General features: G+C 70.4%; 14 protein-coding genes. 5 read left to right on the top strand and 9 right to left on the bottom strand.

Annotated elements, in window-relative coordinates; translation table 11 throughout:
• From WA670_RS36655 to WA670_RS36645, 3 genes are all read right to left on the bottom strand, one after another.
• Positions 1–1,140 (bottom strand): DUF4350 domain-containing protein, encoded by a 1,140-nt coding sequence (locus tag WA670_RS36655; protein ID WP_134734149.1) that lies wholly within the window; start codon positions 1,138–1,140, stop codon positions 1–3.
• Positions 1,137–1,595, bottom strand: a complete 459-nt coding sequence (locus WA670_RS36650) for a DUF4129 domain-containing protein (protein ID WP_336160910.1) — start codon at positions 1,593–1,595, stop codon at positions 1,137–1,139. The genes WA670_RS36655 and WA670_RS36650 overlap by 4 nt, the downstream gene beginning before the upstream one ends.
• A gap of 171 nt (positions 1,596–1,766) precedes the next feature.
• Positions 1,767–2,906, bottom strand: coding sequence for a hypothetical protein (locus WA670_RS36645; protein ID WP_336160839.1), 1,140 nt, complete (start codon positions 2,904–2,906; stop codon positions 1,767–1,769).
• Positions 2,907–3,630: 724 nt separating this feature from the next.
• Here WA670_RS36645 and WA670_RS36640 point away from each other — a divergent pair.
• Positions 3,631–4,818 (top strand): neutral zinc metallopeptidase, encoded by a 1,188-nt coding sequence (locus WA670_RS36640; RefSeq protein ID WP_240690910.1) that lies wholly within the window; start codon positions 3,631–3,633, stop codon positions 4,816–4,818.
• 85 nt (positions 4,819–4,903) lie between these two features.
• Here WA670_RS36640 and WA670_RS36635 read toward each other — a convergent pair whose 3' ends face one another.
• The gene (locus tag WA670_RS36635; RefSeq protein WP_308196595.1) at positions 4,904–5,374 is read right to left on the bottom strand and encodes a hypothetical protein; all 471 of its coding nucleotides are present in this window, start codon (positions 5,372–5,374) and stop codon (positions 4,904–4,906) included.
• 419 nt (positions 5,375–5,793) lie between these two features.
• A complete protein-coding gene (locus WA670_RS36630) occupies positions 5,794–6,876 on the bottom strand; it encodes a potassium channel family protein (protein ID WP_037815818.1) in 1,083 nt (360 codons plus the stop codon).
• Positions 6,877–6,982: 106 nt separating this feature from the next.
• Between WA670_RS36630 and WA670_RS36625 the strand changes: the two genes are divergently transcribed.
• Complete coding sequence (locus WA670_RS36625) at positions 6,983–7,366, top strand: DoxX family protein (RefSeq protein ID WP_134668906.1); 384 nt, start codon at positions 6,983–6,985, stop codon at positions 7,364–7,366.
• A 3-nt stretch (positions 7,367–7,369) separates the two neighbouring features.
• On the opposite strand, the gene WA670_RS36620 is transcribed toward WA670_RS36625, so the two are convergent.
• Positions 7,370–10,750, bottom strand: a complete 3,381-nt coding sequence (locus WA670_RS36620) for an ATP-dependent helicase (RefSeq protein ID WP_336160835.1) — start codon at positions 10,748–10,750, stop codon at positions 7,370–7,372.
• On the bottom strand, positions 10,747–13,920 hold the full coding sequence (locus WA670_RS36615; RefSeq protein ID WP_336160834.1) for an ATP-dependent helicase: 3,174 nt from the start codon (positions 13,918–13,920) through the stop codon (positions 10,747–10,749). Before WA670_RS36615 ends, WA670_RS36620 begins: the two co-directional genes overlap by 4 nt.
• A 116-nt stretch (positions 13,921–14,036) precedes the next feature.
• On the opposite strand from WA670_RS36615, the gene WA670_RS36610 reads away from it, so the two are divergent.
• Both WA670_RS36610 and WA670_RS36605 read left to right on the top strand, forming a co-directional pair.
• A complete protein-coding gene (locus WA670_RS36610) occupies positions 14,037–14,366 on the top strand; it encodes an MGMT family protein (protein WP_336160833.1) in 330 nt (109 codons plus the stop codon).
• Positions 14,367–14,725: 359 nt separating this feature from the next.
• The gene (locus WA670_RS36605; protein WP_336160831.1) at positions 14,726–15,547 is read left to right on the top strand and encodes a siderophore-interacting protein; all 822 of its coding nucleotides are present in this window, start codon (positions 14,726–14,728) and stop codon (positions 15,545–15,547) included.
• Here the strand turns inward: WA670_RS36605 and WA670_RS36600 are convergent.
• Positions 15,544–16,350 (bottom strand): uroporphyrinogen-III synthase, encoded by an 807-nt coding sequence (locus tag WA670_RS36600; protein ID WP_134668915.1) that lies wholly within the window; start codon positions 16,348–16,350, stop codon positions 15,544–15,546. The genes WA670_RS36605 and WA670_RS36600 overlap by 4 nt on opposite strands.
• A 94-nt stretch (positions 16,351–16,444) precedes the next feature.
• Positions 16,445–17,422, bottom strand: a complete 978-nt coding sequence (locus tag WA670_RS36595; protein ID WP_037815832.1) for a helix-turn-helix transcriptional regulator — start codon at positions 17,420–17,422, stop codon at positions 16,445–16,447.
• 62 nt (positions 17,423–17,484) lie between these two features.
• Here WA670_RS36595 and WA670_RS36590 point away from each other — a divergent pair, with 62 nt between their 5' ends.
• Positions 17,485–17,880, top strand: a complete 396-nt coding sequence (locus WA670_RS36590; RefSeq protein WP_037815834.1) for a DUF3224 domain-containing protein — start codon at positions 17,485–17,487, stop codon at positions 17,878–17,880.
• Positions 17,881–17,889 lie beyond the last annotated feature (9 nt).

The raw sequence follows: 17,889 nt of genomic DNA, 5'->3' as shown, positions 1-17,889 counted from the left end.
TCAAGAACGCTCCACCTCTCGTTCCACCGCGTCCAATTCGTCCGCCAGCCGCACCAGCGCCGCCTCGTCGGACGGCGACGGGCCGTACAGCACCGCCCCGACCTCGTTCGGCGCCCGGCCGGTCCGCGCGCTCACCGTCTCCACCACCGCGGGCGGACCGGCGTCGCGCGGCAATCCCAGTCTCTTCCGCAGCCGCGTCCGGGCCGCCTCGCGCAAGGTTTCCGCCGCGTGCCCGGTCGCGCCGCCCCGCCGGTACAGCCGGGCCCGGCCCTCCGCCGTTTCCGCCGACCGCACGACCACCGGCAGCGGTTCCCGCACCACCGGCCCGAGCCGTCGCGCGCGCCACAGTGCGAACAGGACGATCGCGATCCCTACGGTCAGCGCGCCGTATCGCCAGCCCGGCGGGATCAGGTCGACGAAGGGCTTCTTTTCGCTGTCCAGCGCGGGGTCCTCTGTGGACGGGACGTACCAGATCAGCTGCCGGTGATCGCCCAGCAGCCGCATGCCGAACGCCGCGTTGCCTTCCTTGGCGATCTGGTCGTTGGTGAACGCTTCCGCCGAGCCGAGCACGGTCACGGTGCCAGTCCGGTCGGCCAGTTGCACGAAAGTCGGTTCGCCGCCGTCGCGATAGCAGGCACGCGCGGTCTTGTCGTCCGTGCGGTAATGGCGCCCGCCGAGCGTGACCGAACCCGCGCTCACCGCCGCGCCGACCGTGCAATCCGGTTGCAGCGTACGGATGTCTCCCGCCCCCGCCGAGGAAACAGTCGGCGCGGCCATGTCCAGCGCGGTCGAGCCGGGCGCGACGAGCACGAGGTGCGCGACCCGGCGGCGCAGATCGGCCAACCCGTTCGCGGGCACCAACTGCGGGTTGGTGATCAGCAGGGTTCCGCCGTCGGCGGCCTCGCGCGCTTCGGCAAGCGAATGCGCGGCGCGGATCTGAACGCCTTGCTGCTCCAGCAAATGCGCGAGCGCGTGACTTCCGCGCGGTTCGTAGGAACCGGGGTCGAACTCGCCGCTGGTCTGTTTGCCGCGACTGAGCACAATGGCCAGTGCGATGATCACGATCAGCAGGAGCAGCGCGAGCGGAACCCGGGCACCGCGCCAAATTCGGCGCAGATCCGGCGAAACGGCCGTGCTCATGCGTCCGCCAGCACCGGTCGGGCACGCCGGACGCGATCGTCCAATTCGGACAATGTGCGGTAGCCGGATTCGGTGCCCGGCCGTCCGCCGTAGTGCACGTCGTCGAACTGCCGTGCGGCGGCGATGAGGTCAACAGCCAGGTCCGGCAGGAACCTCCCGGCTTCGGCGACGGCTTCGTCGGCGGTCCGGCCGGAGCGGACGTCCAGCAGCGCGCGTTCTTCCATTCCCCGCACCAGCGCGCGGAACCGATCCCGCACCGCGTCGGAGAAATCGCCGCGAGCAGCGGCTTCCTCGGCGGCTTTCCGGTACTCGTCCGCCGTTTGCCGCCGTCCGCTGAACACCTCGCCGGACGTTTTCGCCGCCCGGCCGACCTTGCCGACCCGCAGCCGCACGACCACGATCAGCACGATCAGCAGCGCCACCACCAGCAGCAGGCCGAGCGGGCCGCCGGGCACTCCGGACAACGCGTCGAACAGGCTCGGAAATCCGCTGTCCGAGCCATTGCCAGAACCGTTCGAGCACCCCCGGCCGCGCGGCCGCGTAACCGGGATCGGTGAGTTCCTGGATCGCCCGCAGCCGGGCGGGGTCCCGGTCGATGTCGACCGGGACGTCGGCGAGGAAGCCGATCACCACGCCTGCCGCGGCGGCTGCGGCGGCTGGATGCCCGCCGCCCTGGCCAGTTCGATGTCCATGCCCTCGCGGCGCATCCGCTGGTCGATGTAGAGCACCACGGTGACCAGCGCGGTGAACGGCATGACGATCGTCTCCGCGATCACCTTGCCGACCGACTGCAGCACCAGGCCGCCGGTCGTCACCGTCGGCAGGGTCGTCTGCGGGTCGAAGATGCCGCTGAACGCGCCCGAGCCGAGGCTGAACGGAATGCCGATGATCGCCGAGATCAGCCAGCTGATCACGGCCGCCAGCAGCAGCACCCCGAACACCCGCCAGAACATCCCGGCCACGAGCTGCCGCGACCGCGTGAACGCCTGCCCGATGGTGCCGCGTTCCAGCACCAGCGCCGGACCGGCGAGCGACCAGAACACATACGGCAGCACGGCCGGGATCAGGCAGAACACCGCCGCGACCATCGTGGCCAACGTGTACAGGACGGTGACCGCCAGCAGCGGCAGCAGACGCGGCGCGGCTTCGCGCATCGCCGACCCGAAGTCGACCGGACGGCCCAGCACCGCCTTGCCCATCACCACGGTGAGGAAGCCGGTGAGGAAAGTCTGCGTCAGCATGGAGATCACCAGCACGGGCAGCAGCGAGGTGAGCGCCGAGCCGAGCAAGCTGTAGGCCGCGTCGAGCTGCTGTTGCTGAGTCGCGGCTGGGCCGAGCTGGGCGACCCGGTTGAAATCGGGAACCAGCCACAGCGACGCGACGAGGTTCAGCCCCGCCGAGATCACCGCGACGACCGCGGACACCCCGAGGATCAGCAGCGGATACCGGCGGATCGCGGTGATCGCGCCGTCGAGGATGTCGCCGACGTTCAACGGACGCAACGCGATCACGCCCGGTTTGCCCAGCCCGTTCGGCCCCCAGCCCGCACCGGGACGGCCGTAGCCGCCGCCCGGGTACTGCGGAAGCGGTTGCTGGCCCGGGGATTGCCACTGTGCGCCGCCTGCCGGAGGCGGAGTCCCGCCGGGCGGCGGGAACGCACCGGGCTGCGACGGGGTCGCGCCGGGGGACGAAGCCGCTCCGGCCGAGGTCTCGCTGCCCGGCTGCGGGGTGGCGCCGGAGCTTTCGCTGCTCGACTGCGACGTCACGCTTTCGCCGCTCGGCTGAGATGTCGCGCCAGCAGGGCTTTCGCCGCCTGACTGCGGCGTCGCGCCACCCGGGCTCACCCAGCCCGGCTGCGACAGCGCAGGATCCTCACCGGCCGAAGGCGAACTCCCACCGACTGAGCCGCTCGACTGCGGAGTCGCGCCACCCGGGCTCACCCAGCCCGCCTGCGACGGCGCCGGATTCTCACCGGCCGAAGGCGAACTCCCACCGACCAAGCCGCCCGAGCCACTCGACTGCGGCGTCGCACCAGCGGGATTTTCGCTGCCAGCCGAAGGATCCGCGCCGGTCTGGTTCGTCCCGGCAGCCGGATTCGTCCCGGTCGAAGCGGCGTTTTCGCTGGCGGACGACGAAATTCCGGCGCTCGTGCCGGACGGCGCGGACGAGGTGTCCGTTTCGCCGGTCTCCGGCGGGGTGGCGGCGGACGCGTCCGGATCGGGAGCGGCGAAGCCCCGGCTCGGCGTAGGCGTGTCGTCCCCCGGCCCGGGCGAACCGGGTGAATTTGTCATCGGAGCCCCTCGTCTGCACGGCCCTTGCGGTTGCTGCCGTCACTCTTCCAGAGCCGTCCGCACCCGGCCAGACCTGGGGGGACGTCCGGACGGGAAGCCAGTCCGGCGAAGTGCTGCGGCGGGCCGGGCGTCCCCCGATATGCTGAACGGCAAGCCGGGGGACGCCCGGCCCGCGCCGAGACCCACCGGGACTGCCCTGATGACGCAACCGCCCTACGGCCAGGTGCCGCCACGCGGGACCGTTCAACCCCCGCCGGTGCCGGGTCAAGGACCGGTGCCGCCGGGCCAGTACCCAGGCCAGGCGCAAGGCGGCTACCAGGCCCAGCCTGGACAGGGTCCGTACCAGGGGCAGCAACCGCCGTTTCAGGGCCCGCCGCCGCAGGGGCCGCCGTGGCAGCAGCCGCCGCCGTCGTATCCGGTGCCGCCGCGCAAGCCGACCGGGCTGATCGTCGGGCTGTGCCTCGGCGCGGTCGCGGTGCTGGCGCTGGGCGTCGTGGCGATCGTTTCGCTGAACCGCGGGTCGGGGCCGAGCAACGCCGGCTACCAGGCCGCGCCGCCGTCGCCGTCCTCCGCTTACGAACTGCCGCCGACCAGCGGCTCGTCCGCCCCTTCGAGCACGCCGACCAGTCCGTCGGAAAGCCCGAGCACCTCGACCAGCGCCGGCCCGCACAAGATCCTCAAGCTGGCCGACCACCCGATCCTGCAGGATCCCAACGCCGGCCTGCAGAACCGCGTCTGCAACCTCCCGCCGTGGACGAGCACGCAGGACGGCGCCGAAGCCTTCTTCACCGCCGCGAGCAAATGCCTCGACGCGGCGTGGGGTCCGTTCCTCGAGTCCTACAACCTGCCGTTCACGCCGCCCGCGCTGCACTTCCCGACCGGCCCGAGCTTCGACACCGAATGCGGCACCATCCAGGTCGGCATCGCCACCGCGGCGTACTACTGCGAGAACAATCTGTACGTTCCGTTCAAGGGCCTGCAGACCGACCAGTACGGCAACAATCCCGGCGTCTACCTGGCGCTGTTCGCGCACGAGTACGGCCACCACGTACAGGAAGTCGCGGGCATCATGGACGCCGCGTGGCAGAAGATCTACGCGGCCGGGCAGAACAGCCCCGAGGGCCTCGAGATGTCGCGCCGCAAAGAACTCCAAGCGCAGTGCTTCTCCGGAATGTTCCTGGGCGCGCACGTCGACCGCGGCGGCACGATCACCCGCGACATGTACAACAAGGCCTGGAACGACCAGGAAACCCGCGGGGACAACACTTCCCGCAGCCACGACCACGGCACCAACGCGCACTACGCGCAGTGGTGGCGCGCCGGGGCGAAGGACAACCGGATCGCGGACTGCAACACCTTCGCCGCTTCCTCGTCGGACGTCAGCTGACCTGGCAGCCACTGCGCCCGTAGTGGTTCGCGTCCAGGCACTACGGATGTAGTGGTTTCCCGCAACGGCCGTGCTCCGAGCCGCGTCAGCTGAGCAGCGCGAGCTTGCCCGGACCGCGGATCACCAGGTACGCGTACATCCCGCCGCAGAAGCAGGCGAACACCAGCAGCGCCAGCGCGATCGGCGCGCGGAGGTCCTGCGCGCCCGCCGAGGTGTCCGGCATGGTGACGGAGACGATCCCGTCCGCCGGGGCGTCGTCCGGGACCAGCACCTGGAGATGCTCGTCCTTCCCGTGCCCGCAACTGTCGAGGGTGCCCTGCCGCGGTTTGCCGCCGAGCTGGAACGAGACCGATTCGGCCGCCCCGGGAACGGAACAGTCGACGGCCTTGGTGACCTGGGCGTCCACCGGCGCACCGGGAGACTTCGCGCGGATGCCGAGCATCCCCGGACCGGCGAGCCACACCAGGACCACGACGAGCACCCCGACCGCGACCGGGATGCCCACCTGAAGCCACCGCTTGACCGCGCTCTTATGCGGGGGGTCGGAAACCTGCACGACGCCATGCTTCCAGATGCCGGGGGCAAAACCCAGTGAGGTGCCCGCGCACGGGTGACCCCGGGCGAGGTCGCGTCCGTCACTCCCGGTGGATGCTCGCCGCCACCCGACTCGGGGGCGGCCCTTGCCACTACCCGGCTCCGGCCAGACCTCGCCGCCACCCAGCCCGCTCGGCCCTCGCGCCACCACCCGGCGCCGGTCGGCCCTCGCCTCTGCCCTGGCGCGGGGCGGTGAGCCTCGTCTCCGCCCCGGCTCGCCCGCGCGAACGCCCCATGCCGCGTTGCGTGCCTCTCACACAGCGCATTCCGTTGCGGCGGCGGCGCATGGATGAAGCACCCAAAGCGGCATTGGTTGCGTCCCACGCACCCAACGCGGCCCCCGCCCCGAACCCAGCGGAACCCCAGCGAGCCCGCCGCACCTCACCGCTCGATCTGATCCACCTGCGTGACCTTCTTGACGTACAGCAGCCGGTCCCCCGGCTCCAGCGCGTCCGCCTGCGGAGCGTCCACCCGGTAGAGCACGCCGTCGCGCACCACGCCGAGCACCGTGTCCGCCAGGTGCCGGGGCGAGCCGCCTTCCTCGCTCGGTTCGATGCCGCGCTCGGCGATCGCCAGTCCGGATTCCGGGGTCAGCAGGTCCTCGACCATGTCCACTACAAGCGGAGTGGATGTCGCCATCCCGAGCAGCCGCCCGGCGGTCTCGCTCGACACCACGACCTGGTTGGCCCCGGACTGCTTCAGCAGGTGCACGTTCTCCGCCTCGCGCACCGACGCCACGATGTGCGCCTTCGGGGCCAGCTCGCGCGCGGTGAGGGTGACCAGCACGGCGGTGTCGTCGCGGTTCGGCGCGACCACTACGGCCCGTGCGTGCTGCACGCCCGCGACGCGCAGGACGTCCGCCCTGGTCGCCGAGCCGTGCACGGTGACGAGGCCGAGCGCGCTCGCCGCGTCCAGCGCCTGCTGGTCGGTGTCGACGACCACGACGCGGTTGGCCTGCACCTCCTCGTCGCCGAGCAGCGCGTTGACCGCCGAGCGGCCCTTCGTGCCGAAACCGACGACGACGGTGTGGTCACGCACCTTCGTCCTCCACTTCTGGATTTTGAACGCCTGCCGGGAGCGCTCGGTGAGCACTTCCAGGGTGGTCCCGACGAGGACGATGAGGAAGAGCACCCGCAGCGGCGTGATCACGATGACGTTCACCAGCCGCGCGGACGCGGTGGCCGGAGCGATGTCGCCGTAGCCGGTGGTCGAGAGGGAAACTGTCGCGTAATAAAGCGAGTCGAGAAGGGAAAGGCCGTCGCCGTTCGCGTCGCGGTAGCCGTCCCGGTCGAGATAGACGATCAGCACCGTCGCCAGCAGCGCCAGCATGGCCCCGATGATCCGCTTGACGATCGCCCGCATCGGGCTGACGGTCAGCTCCGGCATGCGGATCACGCCGACGAGCTCGTGGTCGGGCCGGTCGTTCAACCGGACGTTGAGGGGCAGCCGTTTCAAGGCCTTCATGCACCGGCTCCCCGCGCGCGTTCGGCGTCACTCACAGCCGGGAGGATAACCCAATCGGAGCACCCGCACACCCGTCGCGGCGATCATGCTGTGGCAGGCTTGCCGCATGTCCGAGCCTCGCGCGTCGCAACGTCCAGCGCTTCTTCTCGCCGCCGTCCTCGCCGGGGCGGGCGTTCTGCACTTCGCCCGGCCGAAGCAGTTCGACGCGCTGGTCCCGAAGGAATTGCCCGGTGACCGGCGCACCTGGACGTACGCGTCGGGCGTCGCCGAGCTGACCGTCGCCGCCGGGATCGCGATGCCGCGCACGCGCCGGCTCGGCGGATTGGCGGCGGCGCTGCTGTTCGTCGGGGTGTTTCCGGGGAATGTGAAAATGGCGTTGGATTATCAGCGGCGCGGCCGTCCGGCCCGCGACCGCGCGGTGGCGTGGCTTCGGTTGCCGCTGCAATGGCCGTTGGTGAACTGGGCGTTGACCGTCCGGGATCGGGCCTAGCTTCTATTCCTGCGGAACGTTGCGCAGCAAGGCGCGCAGGCCTTCCGCGTCCAGCAGGTCGGCCGGGCGCAGCGTGTGTCCATGCCGGACATAGTGGAAGGCCGCACGCACCCGTTCCACCGGCACTTTCTTCAGCGCGGCCCATGCCAATCGGTACGCACCGAGCTGAATAGCCAAGGCCGGCAGCCGTTCTTCGGACGGGACGGAACCGGTTTTCCAGTCCACGACGGTCCAGCCGCCGTCCGGGTCCGCGTACACCGCGTCCATCCGGCCGCGCAAGGTAATGCCTTCGACGTCCGCGGAGAACGGCACCTCCACGGCGACCGGGACCCGGTCGGCCCATTCGCTGTTCTCGAAAGCTTCTTGCAGGGATTCGAAATCGGTATCCGGTGCTTCGCCGACGTCGGCCGCGCCCGGGAGGTCGTCGATCTCCAGCAGCCGGTCGCCGGAGAACCGTTGCTCCAGCCAGCTGTGGAACGCGGTGCCGCGACGAGCGAAAGTATTGGGCGGCAACGGAAGCGGACGGCGCAGGCGTTGCGCCAGAGCGTCCGCATCGGACGCCAGGTCCACCAACTGGCTCACGCTCAGCTGCGCGGGCAGCGCAACGCGATCCACAGTGGACTGCGAGCGCGCGCGTTCGGCGAGGAGGACGTCGGTGTCGGCAGCCCAGCCGTCCGGGTCTTCCGGATCGATGACGTCCTCGTCGTCTTCGAAGTACTCGTCGTCCGGCAGGAATTCTTCTTCGTCCTCGGGTTCCGGCGGCAACGGGATTTCGTCGTCGTCAGCGGCCGGAAGCGGCTCGGCTTCCGGTTCGCGCTCCGGTTCCTCTTCCAGGACGGCCATTTCCGCCAGCAGCAGATCCACCCCGGTGGCGACGCCGGACCGCCGCTCGCCCAGCGGGTCCACCGGCCACTGCGCCGTGCGAGAGTCCGCGACCAGCGGGTTCTCCTCGCCCTCCTCCGGTTCCTCGGCCCAGACGTCCACCACGCCCAGCGGCGGATCGGCCTCGTTCATCACCTCGGCGATTTCGGAGAGGAAGATCGACGGCCCTTTGGCTCGCGTACTGCTTTCGTTCCACCAATGCCCGGAAACGAGCAGCGCCCGCTCGGAACGGGTCAGCGCGACGTAACACAACCGTCGTTCCTCGTCGGCCTCGCGGGCGACGAATCCTTCCTCGTGCAGTTCCAGCGCTTCCTGCACTTCTTTGCGGTCATAGCCTTCCGCGATCTGCAGCTTCGGCAGATCCGCCGCGTCACCGCGCAAATGCGCGGGCAGCGCGGTAGAAGTACGCAACCACGACGACGAACGACGCTTGCCCGGGAACACCTCAGCGACCAGATGCGGTACCGCCACCACTTCCCACTCCAGCCCCTTGGCGGAGTGCACGGTGAGCACCTGCACGCGATCCGGAACCACCTGCACCTCACCAGGTGTTAGCCCGTCTTCCGCGTGCGCAGCGGTGTTCAGGTAGTCCACAAAGGACAAGAGAGTCGCTGTCGGCGCTGTCTCCGCGTAGTCAGTAACGACTTCGGCAAAAGCATCCAAATGCGCGCGACCCGCTGACCCAGGTCGGGCGAGCGATTCAACGTCGAGCAGCATCGTGCGTTCGACATCCGCCACCAATTCCGGCAGCGACTGATCCAACCGACGGCGCAAGGCGGTCAATTCCGCGCCCAGACGGCGAATTCGCCGGTAGCCCTCCGCGGAATACCGCTCAGGCGCACCGGGTTCGTCGACGGCGTCGATCAGCCCGGCCTGTTCCGCGCGTTCGGCAACTAGTTCCGGCTCTTCGCCCTCCTTCACCCGAGGCTCGGGTGAGGTGAGTTCGTTGGCCCGCCGCCACAACGCCGCGACGTCCGCCGCCGCGATCCGCCAGCGCGCACCGGTCAGCAATCGAGCGGCCGCGCTGCCGGCCAGCGGATCGGCGAGCACCCGCAGGGTGGACACGAGGTCGGCGACCTCAGGTTCGTCCAGCAACCCGCCGAGGCCGACGACCTCCACCGGCAGCCCGCGCATCCGCATTTCCGCCGCGATCGGCGCCATGTCCGCCCGGCGGCGCACCAGCACCGCGGCGGTCGGCGGCTTGCCGGATTCTTCTTTCTCCGCATGCCAACGCTGGGCCATCGCGTCAGCAACCCATTCGCGTTCCGCGCGCACATCCGGCAACAGCGCGACCGCGATGTCCGCCGGACCGGCACCGTCCCGCGCCCGCAACCGTTCCACGCCAAGTCCGCGCTGCCGCAGCGGTTCCGAAATCGCGTTGGCCAGTTCCAGGATTTCCGGCGGATTGCGGAAACTGGTAAGCAGCCCGAATTCGTGCGCCGTTTCGAGCCGTTCCTCGCCACGGCGCGGGAAGTCCGTGGTGAACCGGGGCAGGTTCGCCGCGCTCGCGCCGCGCCAGCCGTAAATCGCCTGCGCCGGGTCGCCGACCGCGGTCACCGGCATCGGCGCATGCTCAACGCCGCCGAACAACGACCGCAGCAACACTCGTTGCGCGTGCCCGGTGTCCTGGTATTCGTCCAGCAGCACCGCCCCGTACCGCTCGCGCTCCCCCGCCACCACCGCCGGATACCCGTCGGCGAGCTGCGCCGCGAGAGACATCTGATCCGCGAAGTCGAGCGCACCTTCCGCCCGTTTGCGGCGATGATAATCCTCGACCAGCGGCAGCAGTGCCAGCCGGAACCGTTGCGCTGCCAGCACTTCCTGCAGCTTCACCGGCAGCGACGCGCGCTGGCCTTTGGCGCGTGGCGCATTCTCGATGACCTCGCACAGCCACTCGGTGTATTGCCCGAGCTTCTCCGTCGAGATCAGATGCTCGCCCAGTTCCCCGGCCAAAGCGAGCAGCTGCGCGGTGACCGTCGGCGGCACGCGGTCGGTGTCCAGGTCATTGTCCCAAGTGGACACCACTCGATGCGCCAGCTGCCACGACGAAGTCTCCGACAGCAACCGGACACCAGGCTGCACCGGAAGCCGCAACCCATGCTCCGAAAGCAAACGCCCGGCGTACGCGTGATAAGTCAGCACCGTCGGCTCACCGGCGACCACAGTGGCCCGCAACGCGCCCGACGGATCGATCCGCTCCAGCAGCCCCGAACCGGCGAGCCGCCGCAACCGCGCCCGCACTCGCTCCCCGAGCTGACGCGCGGCTTTCCGGGTGAAGGTCAGCCCGAGCACGCGTTCCGGGCTCACGATTCCGTTAGCCACCAACCACACCACGCGCGCGGCCATGGTTTCGGTCTTCCCCGCGCCCGCGCCCGCGACGACCAGAGACGGCTCGACCGGCGACGCGATCACGGTCGCCTGCTCGGGCGTCGGCCGGTGCAATCCCAGTGCGTCGGCGATTTCCGCGGGCCCGACGGGATTGGCGATCACCACCGGGCTCACGGTCCGGTCACCTGCCGGCCTTCCGGACGCAACGGGCAGCAACCGCGCGCCGGGCACCGGTCGCAGTCGGCGTTCTCGTGCGCCTGGTAGTCCGGACCGACCGCGGCGGCCGCGGCCGAGCGCACCAGTTCCAGCCACTCGCGCCCGTTGTCCTCGTCCATCGGCGGCTGATCCCGTTGGGTGGCCCCGGTTTTGTTGTTCCCCTTCGCGACATACACGAGCTTCGCGCCGCCGGGTGTCGTCTTGCCCTCGACCGCGCCCAGCAGCACCGCCAGCTGGTACGCCGCGAGCTGCGGGTGCTTCTCCGCGTCCGCGCCGGACACCGGGACCTTGCCGGTCTTGATGTCCACGATCACCGGACGGCCGTCCTTGTCCATCTCGACCCGGTCGACGCGCCCGCGCAGCAGCACGCGCACCTCTTCGTCGCCCATCGGCAACTCGACCTCGATGTCCTGCTCGACCCCGGCCTCGATCAGCTCCTGCCGCGATTTTTCCAGCCACGACACGAAGTTGCGCAGCATTTGCTCCACCCGCGACCGTTCGCGTCGGGAGAACCACGGCGCGCCGGCGTCGACGCGCACCCACGCTTCGTCCAGCGCAGCCTGGATCTGCTCCTCCGTGCTGCCGCCCGCGATCGCCTGCGCCAAACCGTGCACCAGAGTTCCGGTCACCGCCGCCAGCTGCGCCGGATCGCTGCCGCCGTGCCGTTCGATCAGCCAGCGAAGCGGGCACTTCACCAGGATCTCCACAGTGGACGGCGAGATCCGCATCAGGTCGCCAGGCCCGTGCACCGGGTCCTCTGTGGACGCTTCCATCAATCCGTACCAAGTGTCCGGATGCGCCCCGGGAACCCCGGCCGCGGCCAGCCGGGCGAGCTGTTTCGCCGCCCGCTTCCGGCGTTCCGGATCCGTCTTGTCGTCGCACACGACCTCGCGCAACTCGCCGACCAGTTCGGCCAGCACGAGCGACCGGCCCGGCGGTTTCATCCGGGAGTCGAGCATGCCGTCGTCGGCGCCGTTCTCCTCAAGGTCGTCGAGGAACCGGGACGGCTGCTCGTCTTCCCCGGCGACCGCGGTCACCAGCAGCGTCCGGCGCGCGCGGCTCGCCGCGAGGTAGAACAGCCGCCGCTCCTCGGCGAGGATCGGCGCGATAGCGGACACCTTGTCGTGTTCGTCCACTCCGGACAGCAGGTCGACCAGCCGTTCGACACCCAGCAACGAGCCACGCAGCCGCATATCCGGCCACGCGCCCTCCTGCACCCCGGCGACCGCGACCACTGTCCACTCGCGACCCGCCGACGCGTGCGCCGTCAGCAGGGAAACCCCTTCGCCCGGAATCGCCGCCGGTGCGAGCGTGTCCCCCGCGATGTTCTGCGACGACAGGTAATCCGCGAACGCCGCGACGCTCGCCTTGGGCAACCGATCGGCATACCGGCCTGCCGCGTCGAACAACGCCACCACGGCGTCCAGGTCGCGATCAGCCTGCGCACCGAGCGAGCCGCCGCGATCCACCAGACGCAGCAACCGTTCCTGCAGCCCGCTCGCCTGCCACAGCTCCCACAGCACCTGCTCGACGCTTTCGCCGCGGCTCACCGCCTGGTGCGTGACGCTCAACAGCTTGCCGACCCGGCGAACCGGCAACGCCTCGTTGTCAGCGAGACCGACGAGAATGTCCCCGCCTCGCAACGCTTCCACCAGCAATTCATCACTGGACCGCTGCCCGCCGCCAGCCAACTCCAGCCGACGAAGACCGCGCCGCAACCGTCGCAACGCCAACGGATCCGCTCCGCCGAGCGACGAGGACAGCAACATCTCCGCGATGTCGACGTCCAGCAATTCCGGCTCCGCCGCGATCCGCAACACCGCCAGCAACGGCCGTACCGCGGAATGCTTCGCCAGCGGCAATTCCTCAGTGGCCGAACCGATCGGCACCCCAGCAGCGCGCAAGGCGCGTTGCAGCACAAGGAAAGTCCGTGCTGGAGACCGGACCAGCACCGCCATCTCCGACCACGGGACTCCGTCAACGAGATGCGCCCGCCGAAGCTGGTCGGCGATCCAGCTGGCTTCCGCCGCCGGAGTCGGCATCAGCCGCACCCGCACCTTGCCGCCGCGTTTCCCTTGCGGGGTAACCAACTTCCGATGCGGGGAGGCACCCGGCAACGTCGCACCGAGCTTCGCGACCGCCGCCCGGACCGTCGGAGCGAGCCGGTGCGAGGTGGTCAACATGACCGTCCGGTCGCCGTCATTGTCGGAATCGGCGAACAGTTTCGGGTCCGCGCCGCGGAAGGAAAACACCGACTGATCCGGATCGCCTGCCACCACGAACTCCTCCGCGGTGTGCCCGATCGTGCGGATCAGCTGAACCTGCAACGGATCCAGGTGATGCGCGTCGTCCACGAACAAATGCCGGACCCGGCCGCGCTCGCGTTCGCGCAATTCCTCGTCGTCCTCCAGCGCGAGCAACGCCGACGTCACCAGCTCCGCGGCGTCCAGCGCGGGCGCGGCAGGCAGGCCCAGCGCGTTGCCGCCCGCCCCCTGCAGCTGGGTGACCTCCTCGTACTGCGCCCAGAAGTGCCCCGCCGCGACCCACTCCTCGCGGTCCTGGCGATGCCCGAGTTCAGTCAGATCCTCCGGCCCGAGCCCGCGTTCGGCCGCCCGCATCAGCAGGTCGCGCAGCTCCTCGGCGAACCCGGGCACGGTCAGCGCCGGACGCAGTTGCTCCGGCCAGTCGGTCGCGCCCGCCTCCAGGTCGCCCTCCAGCAGTTCGCGCACGACGACGTCCTGCTCCGCCCCTGCCAGCAACCGCGGCGGCGGCAGTTCCTCGGCGCGAGCTTCCAGACGCAGCAAGGAAAACGCGTACGAATGCACTGTGCGCACAAGCGGTTCACTCACCGTGCGCGGCAGCGGAGACTCCTGATCCGGGTCCGACGTGAGCCGCCGCGTGAGGTCGGCGCGCAGCGCGTCGGCGGCCCGCCGAGACGTCGTGAGCAGCAGCACGCTCTCCGGATCCGCCCCCTCGGCGATCCGGCGCGCGGCCGCGGTGGCGAGCAGCGCCGTCTTCCCGGTGCCCGGCCCGCCGAGCACGCGGCGGAATCCCGCGGGCGCCGACAGCAGCCGTCGAGCGTCCTCGTCCCAGGTGAACGTGGGTGCGGCGGGGACCGGCGGGCGCACCAGCCGCGCCTGCCCAGTCCCTGCTCTCCGCACGTGCACATCAGCGATGGAACCATGCCCGCTCACCCGGGTGGCGCACCGGCACACCCCTCGGCGGGACTATCATTCCCCGGGTCATGAACGACGAACTGCACGAGCGGATACGCGCAGTCATCGCCGACGTACCCGCGGGGACAGTCGCGACGTACGGCGACGTCGCAGCGCTCTCCGGTGCTCCCTCTCCGCGCATGGTCGGCCGCGCCCTCGCCGAGGACGGCCACGACCTGCCCTGGCACCGCATCCTCCGCGCGAACGGGACCCCCGCGCCGCATCTGCTGCACGAACAGCTGGAGCGACTGCGCGCCGAGGGCGTCCTCGCGGACGGCGGCAAGGTGGACCTGCGGAAGTACCGCTGGAGCCCGGACGGGGACGAGCACGGGGAGGACGAGCCGGTCGGCTTGTTCTAGTGACGGCTTTAGCTTCCTGCTGACGCTGCGGCGTCCGCGATACTGACGACCGTGAAGGACTCCCCGAGGGACTCTGATTCCCCCAAGGAGTCCTTCACGGACCTCTGCCGAAACCCGCCGCTTGGTCCGGGCCGCACCTGACCGGGCCGTCGCGCACGACCCGCACCTCGGCGTGCCGACCACCCGGTGCCCTTGAGCGACGCCACCTCCCAATCCGGAAAGCGCCGTGGCCTCACCACACCCTGGCCCCGCCGACCACAACCGCACCCCGACCGACGCCACCGAACCCGGCAAACCGTGGCGTCCGCCATCCTCCTCGGCCATAGCCCGCCCCACCCGTTTTAGGTTAGCCTCACCTCATGAGCGTCCTGACTTACCACCCCGGCAGGGTCACCGCGGTCCGGCGGGTCACTCCGCACATGGCGCGGGTCACCTTCGACTGCCCGGGGCTCGCGGCGGCGGGCCCGGCGGCGCCGGACGCGTACGTGAAGGTGTTCTTCCCCCTCCCCGGCGACGAGGAGCCGCACCTGCCGCCCGCCGAGGTGGGCGAGGACGACGTCCTGTCCTGGTATCGCCGGTACCTCGCGATGCCCGACGAGGTCCGGCCGCCGATGCGGACGTACACGGTGCGCGCGGCGCGTCCGGAGACCGGCGAGGTGGACGTCGACTTCGTGCTGCACGAGGAGAGCGGCGGCCCAGCATCGACGTGGGCGGGGCAGGCGGAGGTCGGCGGCCGGGTGGCGTTCCTCGGGCCGCACGGGCTGTACGACGTGCCGGACGGGACGACGTGGCAGCTGCTGGTCGGCGACGAAACCGCGCTGCCGGCGATCGGCGGGATCCTCGAGCGGTTGCCGCAGTCGGCGCGCGCGTCGGTGTACGTCGAGATTCCGGACCGCGCGGAGCGACAGACCTTCGAGACCAACGGTGTCGTCGAGGTGCACTGGGTGGTCCGCGGTGCGCGTACGCACGGCGAAGCGCTCGTAGACGCCGTACGCGCGGCTGAGCTGCCTAACGGCACGCCGTACGCGTGGGTCTCCGGCGAAGCAGGCGTCGTGAAGCTCGTTCGGCGACACCTTGTCCGCGAGCGCGGCTTCGACAAGACAGCCATCTGCTTCACCGGCTACTGGCGACAAGGTCTCAGCGAAGAGGCTGCGGGACGACAGCAGGCCGAAGCGTCCTAACCGAGCTTCGCGACCACCAGCTTCACCAACGCTCCGAGCCGCTGACGCTCCGGCTGTAACGTGCTGATCCCGGCTGCCTCCAACGGCGCTGCAGTCACCGGACCGACGCACGCGCAGACGACCGTGCCGCCGCGCAGGGTCTCGCGCAGCTCGGCGCCGTGGCCGGATTCGTCGGCGAGGGTCAGGAAATTCGTCGCGGCCGGGGCGCTGGTGAACACCAACGCGGCCAGTTCTCCGGACAGCACTTCGCGGATCAACGAGAACACCGGCTCCGCATCCGGCGGCGTGTGCCAGCGGTAAGGCTGCACGGCGAGCACCGACGCCCCGGCCGCGGCGAGCGGATCGGTGAACTCCGGCAGCGGCGCCCCGTGCAGTTGCAGCGCGACGCGCGCGCCCTCGACACCGGCTTCGGTGAGCGCGCCGAACAGCTCGTCGTTGGTCTCGCCGGGCGCGGAGTACTCCTCGCGCAGGCCGACGCCCCGCACCGCGCCGACCGCTTTCGGCCCGCGCGCGAAGATGCGCGACCCGGCCAGTGCGTCCAGCAGCGCCTCGCGAAGTCCCCAGCCCTCGGCCGCGTCGAGCCAGCCGCGGAACCCGGCCCCGGTGGTGACCGCGGTGAGGTCGACCGGCGCGGCGAGCACGGCTTCGGTGCCGCGACGCAGTTCCGGATCGTCGGCCAACGGGACGATCGTGATCGTCGGCGCGTGCCGCACTTCCGCGCCGTGCCGGAGCAACGCGCCGATCAGGTCGTCCGCGCGCCGCTCGGCCGTGACGCCGATCCGCACGCCGTCCAGCTCACCCATTCGCTTGCCCCGTCTCTTGCGAAAACCCGATCAGCTCGCTCATCCGCTCGTCCTGTCTCCGGCGAAGGCGGGCAGCCAGCCGAACCCGCCGCACTCACTCATACGCCTGCCCCATCTCCCGGATCGCCGCCGCCAGTTCCGTCCGCAGCCCCTCCGGCGCGAGCACCTCCAGATGCGGCCCGAACCGCAGCAGTTCGCCAATCGCGGCTTCTCCCGGTTCGACCGGCAGGTCGATTGTCAACCATCCGTCGCTGTCCGGTTCCGCTCCGGCGGCGGTTGCCTCGCGCAGCGCCCGGGCACCGACGCTGCCCGCGTAGAACGGTACGAGAGCTTGGGCCCTCGGCGAGAGGCGGACTGTCGCCTTTCGGGGGTACATCCGGCGTTCGAACTGCTCCGACCACTCCTGCCAGTAACGAGCGAGGTCGAATTCCGCCGGTCGCTCGAACTCCTCGCCGAGGTCGGTCAGCTCGTGGATGCGCGAAATCCGGTAGGTGCGATCGGTCCCCTCGCACCGGGCGGCGAGGTACCAGTTGCCTGCTTTGAGGATCAGCCCGAGCGGCTCCAGCACCCGCTCGACCTCGCGCTGGCCCCATCGTTCGTACCGGACGCGGACCCGTCGCCCGGCCCAGACCGCGTCGGCGACCGCGGACAGGGTCGGCAGGCTTTCGATGCCGCGATGCCAGCCGGGAACGTCGAGGTAGAAGCGTTCGGCGACGCGGCCGGCGCGGCTGCGCAGTTCGTGCGGCAACGCGGCGTACAGCTTCAGCTGCGCCGCCGCGAGCACCGTGCCGAGCCCCAGCTCCGCGGCCGCCACCGGGAGCCCGGCCAGCGCCAGCGACTGGGCTTCGTCCTCGTTGAGCCCGGTCAGCCGGGTCCGGTAGCCGTCGACGAGCTGGTAGCCGCCGCTGCGGCCGCGGTCGGCGTAGACCGGCACGCCCGAGGCCGACAGCGCCTCGATGTCCCGGTACACGGTCCGGACCGAAACCTCCAGCTCAGCGGCCAGTTCTTCGGCGGTCATCCGGCCGCGGTTCTGCAGCAGGAGAAGCACGGTGAGCAAACGGCCGGCACGCATGGGGCAAGTATGACTGAAATACCTGACACAAGATGGCAGGTATAGGTGATTGAGTAAGCGGCATGAACACGTTTGGCATGACGAAGTGGGAAGAGCACGTGGCGAGCGGCGAGGAGGGCGGCCCGCGCGTCGCGTACGTACACGCCGCGATGGACTACTCGGGCGTGATCCAGGGTGCGGCCACGGGCGACTACCTGCTGTACTACCCGGGCGAGGGCTACGACGGCGGCGCGACCACGTCGCCGGGCTACGACCGGTTCGAGGGCACTGTCGACGGCCGCCGCGGCACGTTCGTCGTCCGCCAGGAGTGGAGCTTCGACCCGAAGAGCATCAGCTCGAAATTCGAGGTCGTGCCGGGCTCCGGGACCGGCGAACTGGCCGGAATCGGCGGATCCGGGACAGTGCACGGCGTACTGGGCGAGCCGACGGTGTCGTACACCTTCGATTACACGCTCTGAAGGAGGCCG

The organism is Amycolatopsis sp. VC5-11 (assembly GCF_037034185.1).
In the GTDB taxonomy this organism is placed as follows: Bacteria; Actinomycetota; Actinomycetes; order Mycobacteriales; family Pseudonocardiaceae; genus Amycolatopsis; species Amycolatopsis nivea.
This window is presented reverse-complemented; position numbering and strand designations above follow the sequence as displayed.

Excerpts from the sequence above, each read along its gene's own strand:
- WA670_RS36655 (WP_134734149.1), bottom strand. The coding sequence starts at position 1,140 with ATGAGCACGGCCGTTTCGCCGGATCTGCGCCGAATTTGGCGCGGTGCC.
- WA670_RS36640 (WP_240690910.1), top strand. The coding sequence starts at position 3,631 with ATGACGCAACCGCCCTACGGCCAGGTGCCGCCACGCGGGACCGTTCAA.
- WA670_RS36630 (WP_037815818.1), bottom strand. The coding sequence starts at position 6,876 with ATGAAGGCCTTGAAACGGCTGCCCCTCAACGTCCGGTTGAACGACCGG.
- WA670_RS36625 (WP_134668906.1), top strand. The coding sequence starts at position 6,983 with ATGTCCGAGCCTCGCGCGTCGCAACGTCCAGCGCTTCTTCTCGCCGCC.
- WA670_RS36610 (WP_336160833.1), top strand. The coding sequence starts at position 14,037 with ATGAACGACGAACTGCACGAGCGGATACGCGCAGTCATCGCCGACGTA.
- WA670_RS36605 (WP_336160831.1), top strand. The coding sequence starts at position 14,726 with ATGAGCGTCCTGACTTACCACCCCGGCAGGGTCACCGCGGTCCGGCGG.
- WA670_RS36600 (WP_134668915.1), bottom strand. The coding sequence starts at position 16,350 with ATGGGTGAGCTGGACGGCGTGCGGATCGGCGTCACGGCCGAGCGGCGC.
- WA670_RS36595 (WP_037815832.1), bottom strand. The coding sequence starts at position 17,422 with ATGCGTGCCGGCCGTTTGCTCACCGTGCTTCTCCTGCTGCAGAACCGC.
- WA670_RS36590 (WP_037815834.1), top strand. The coding sequence starts at position 17,485 with ATGAACACGTTTGGCATGACGAAGTGGGAAGAGCACGTGGCGAGCGGC.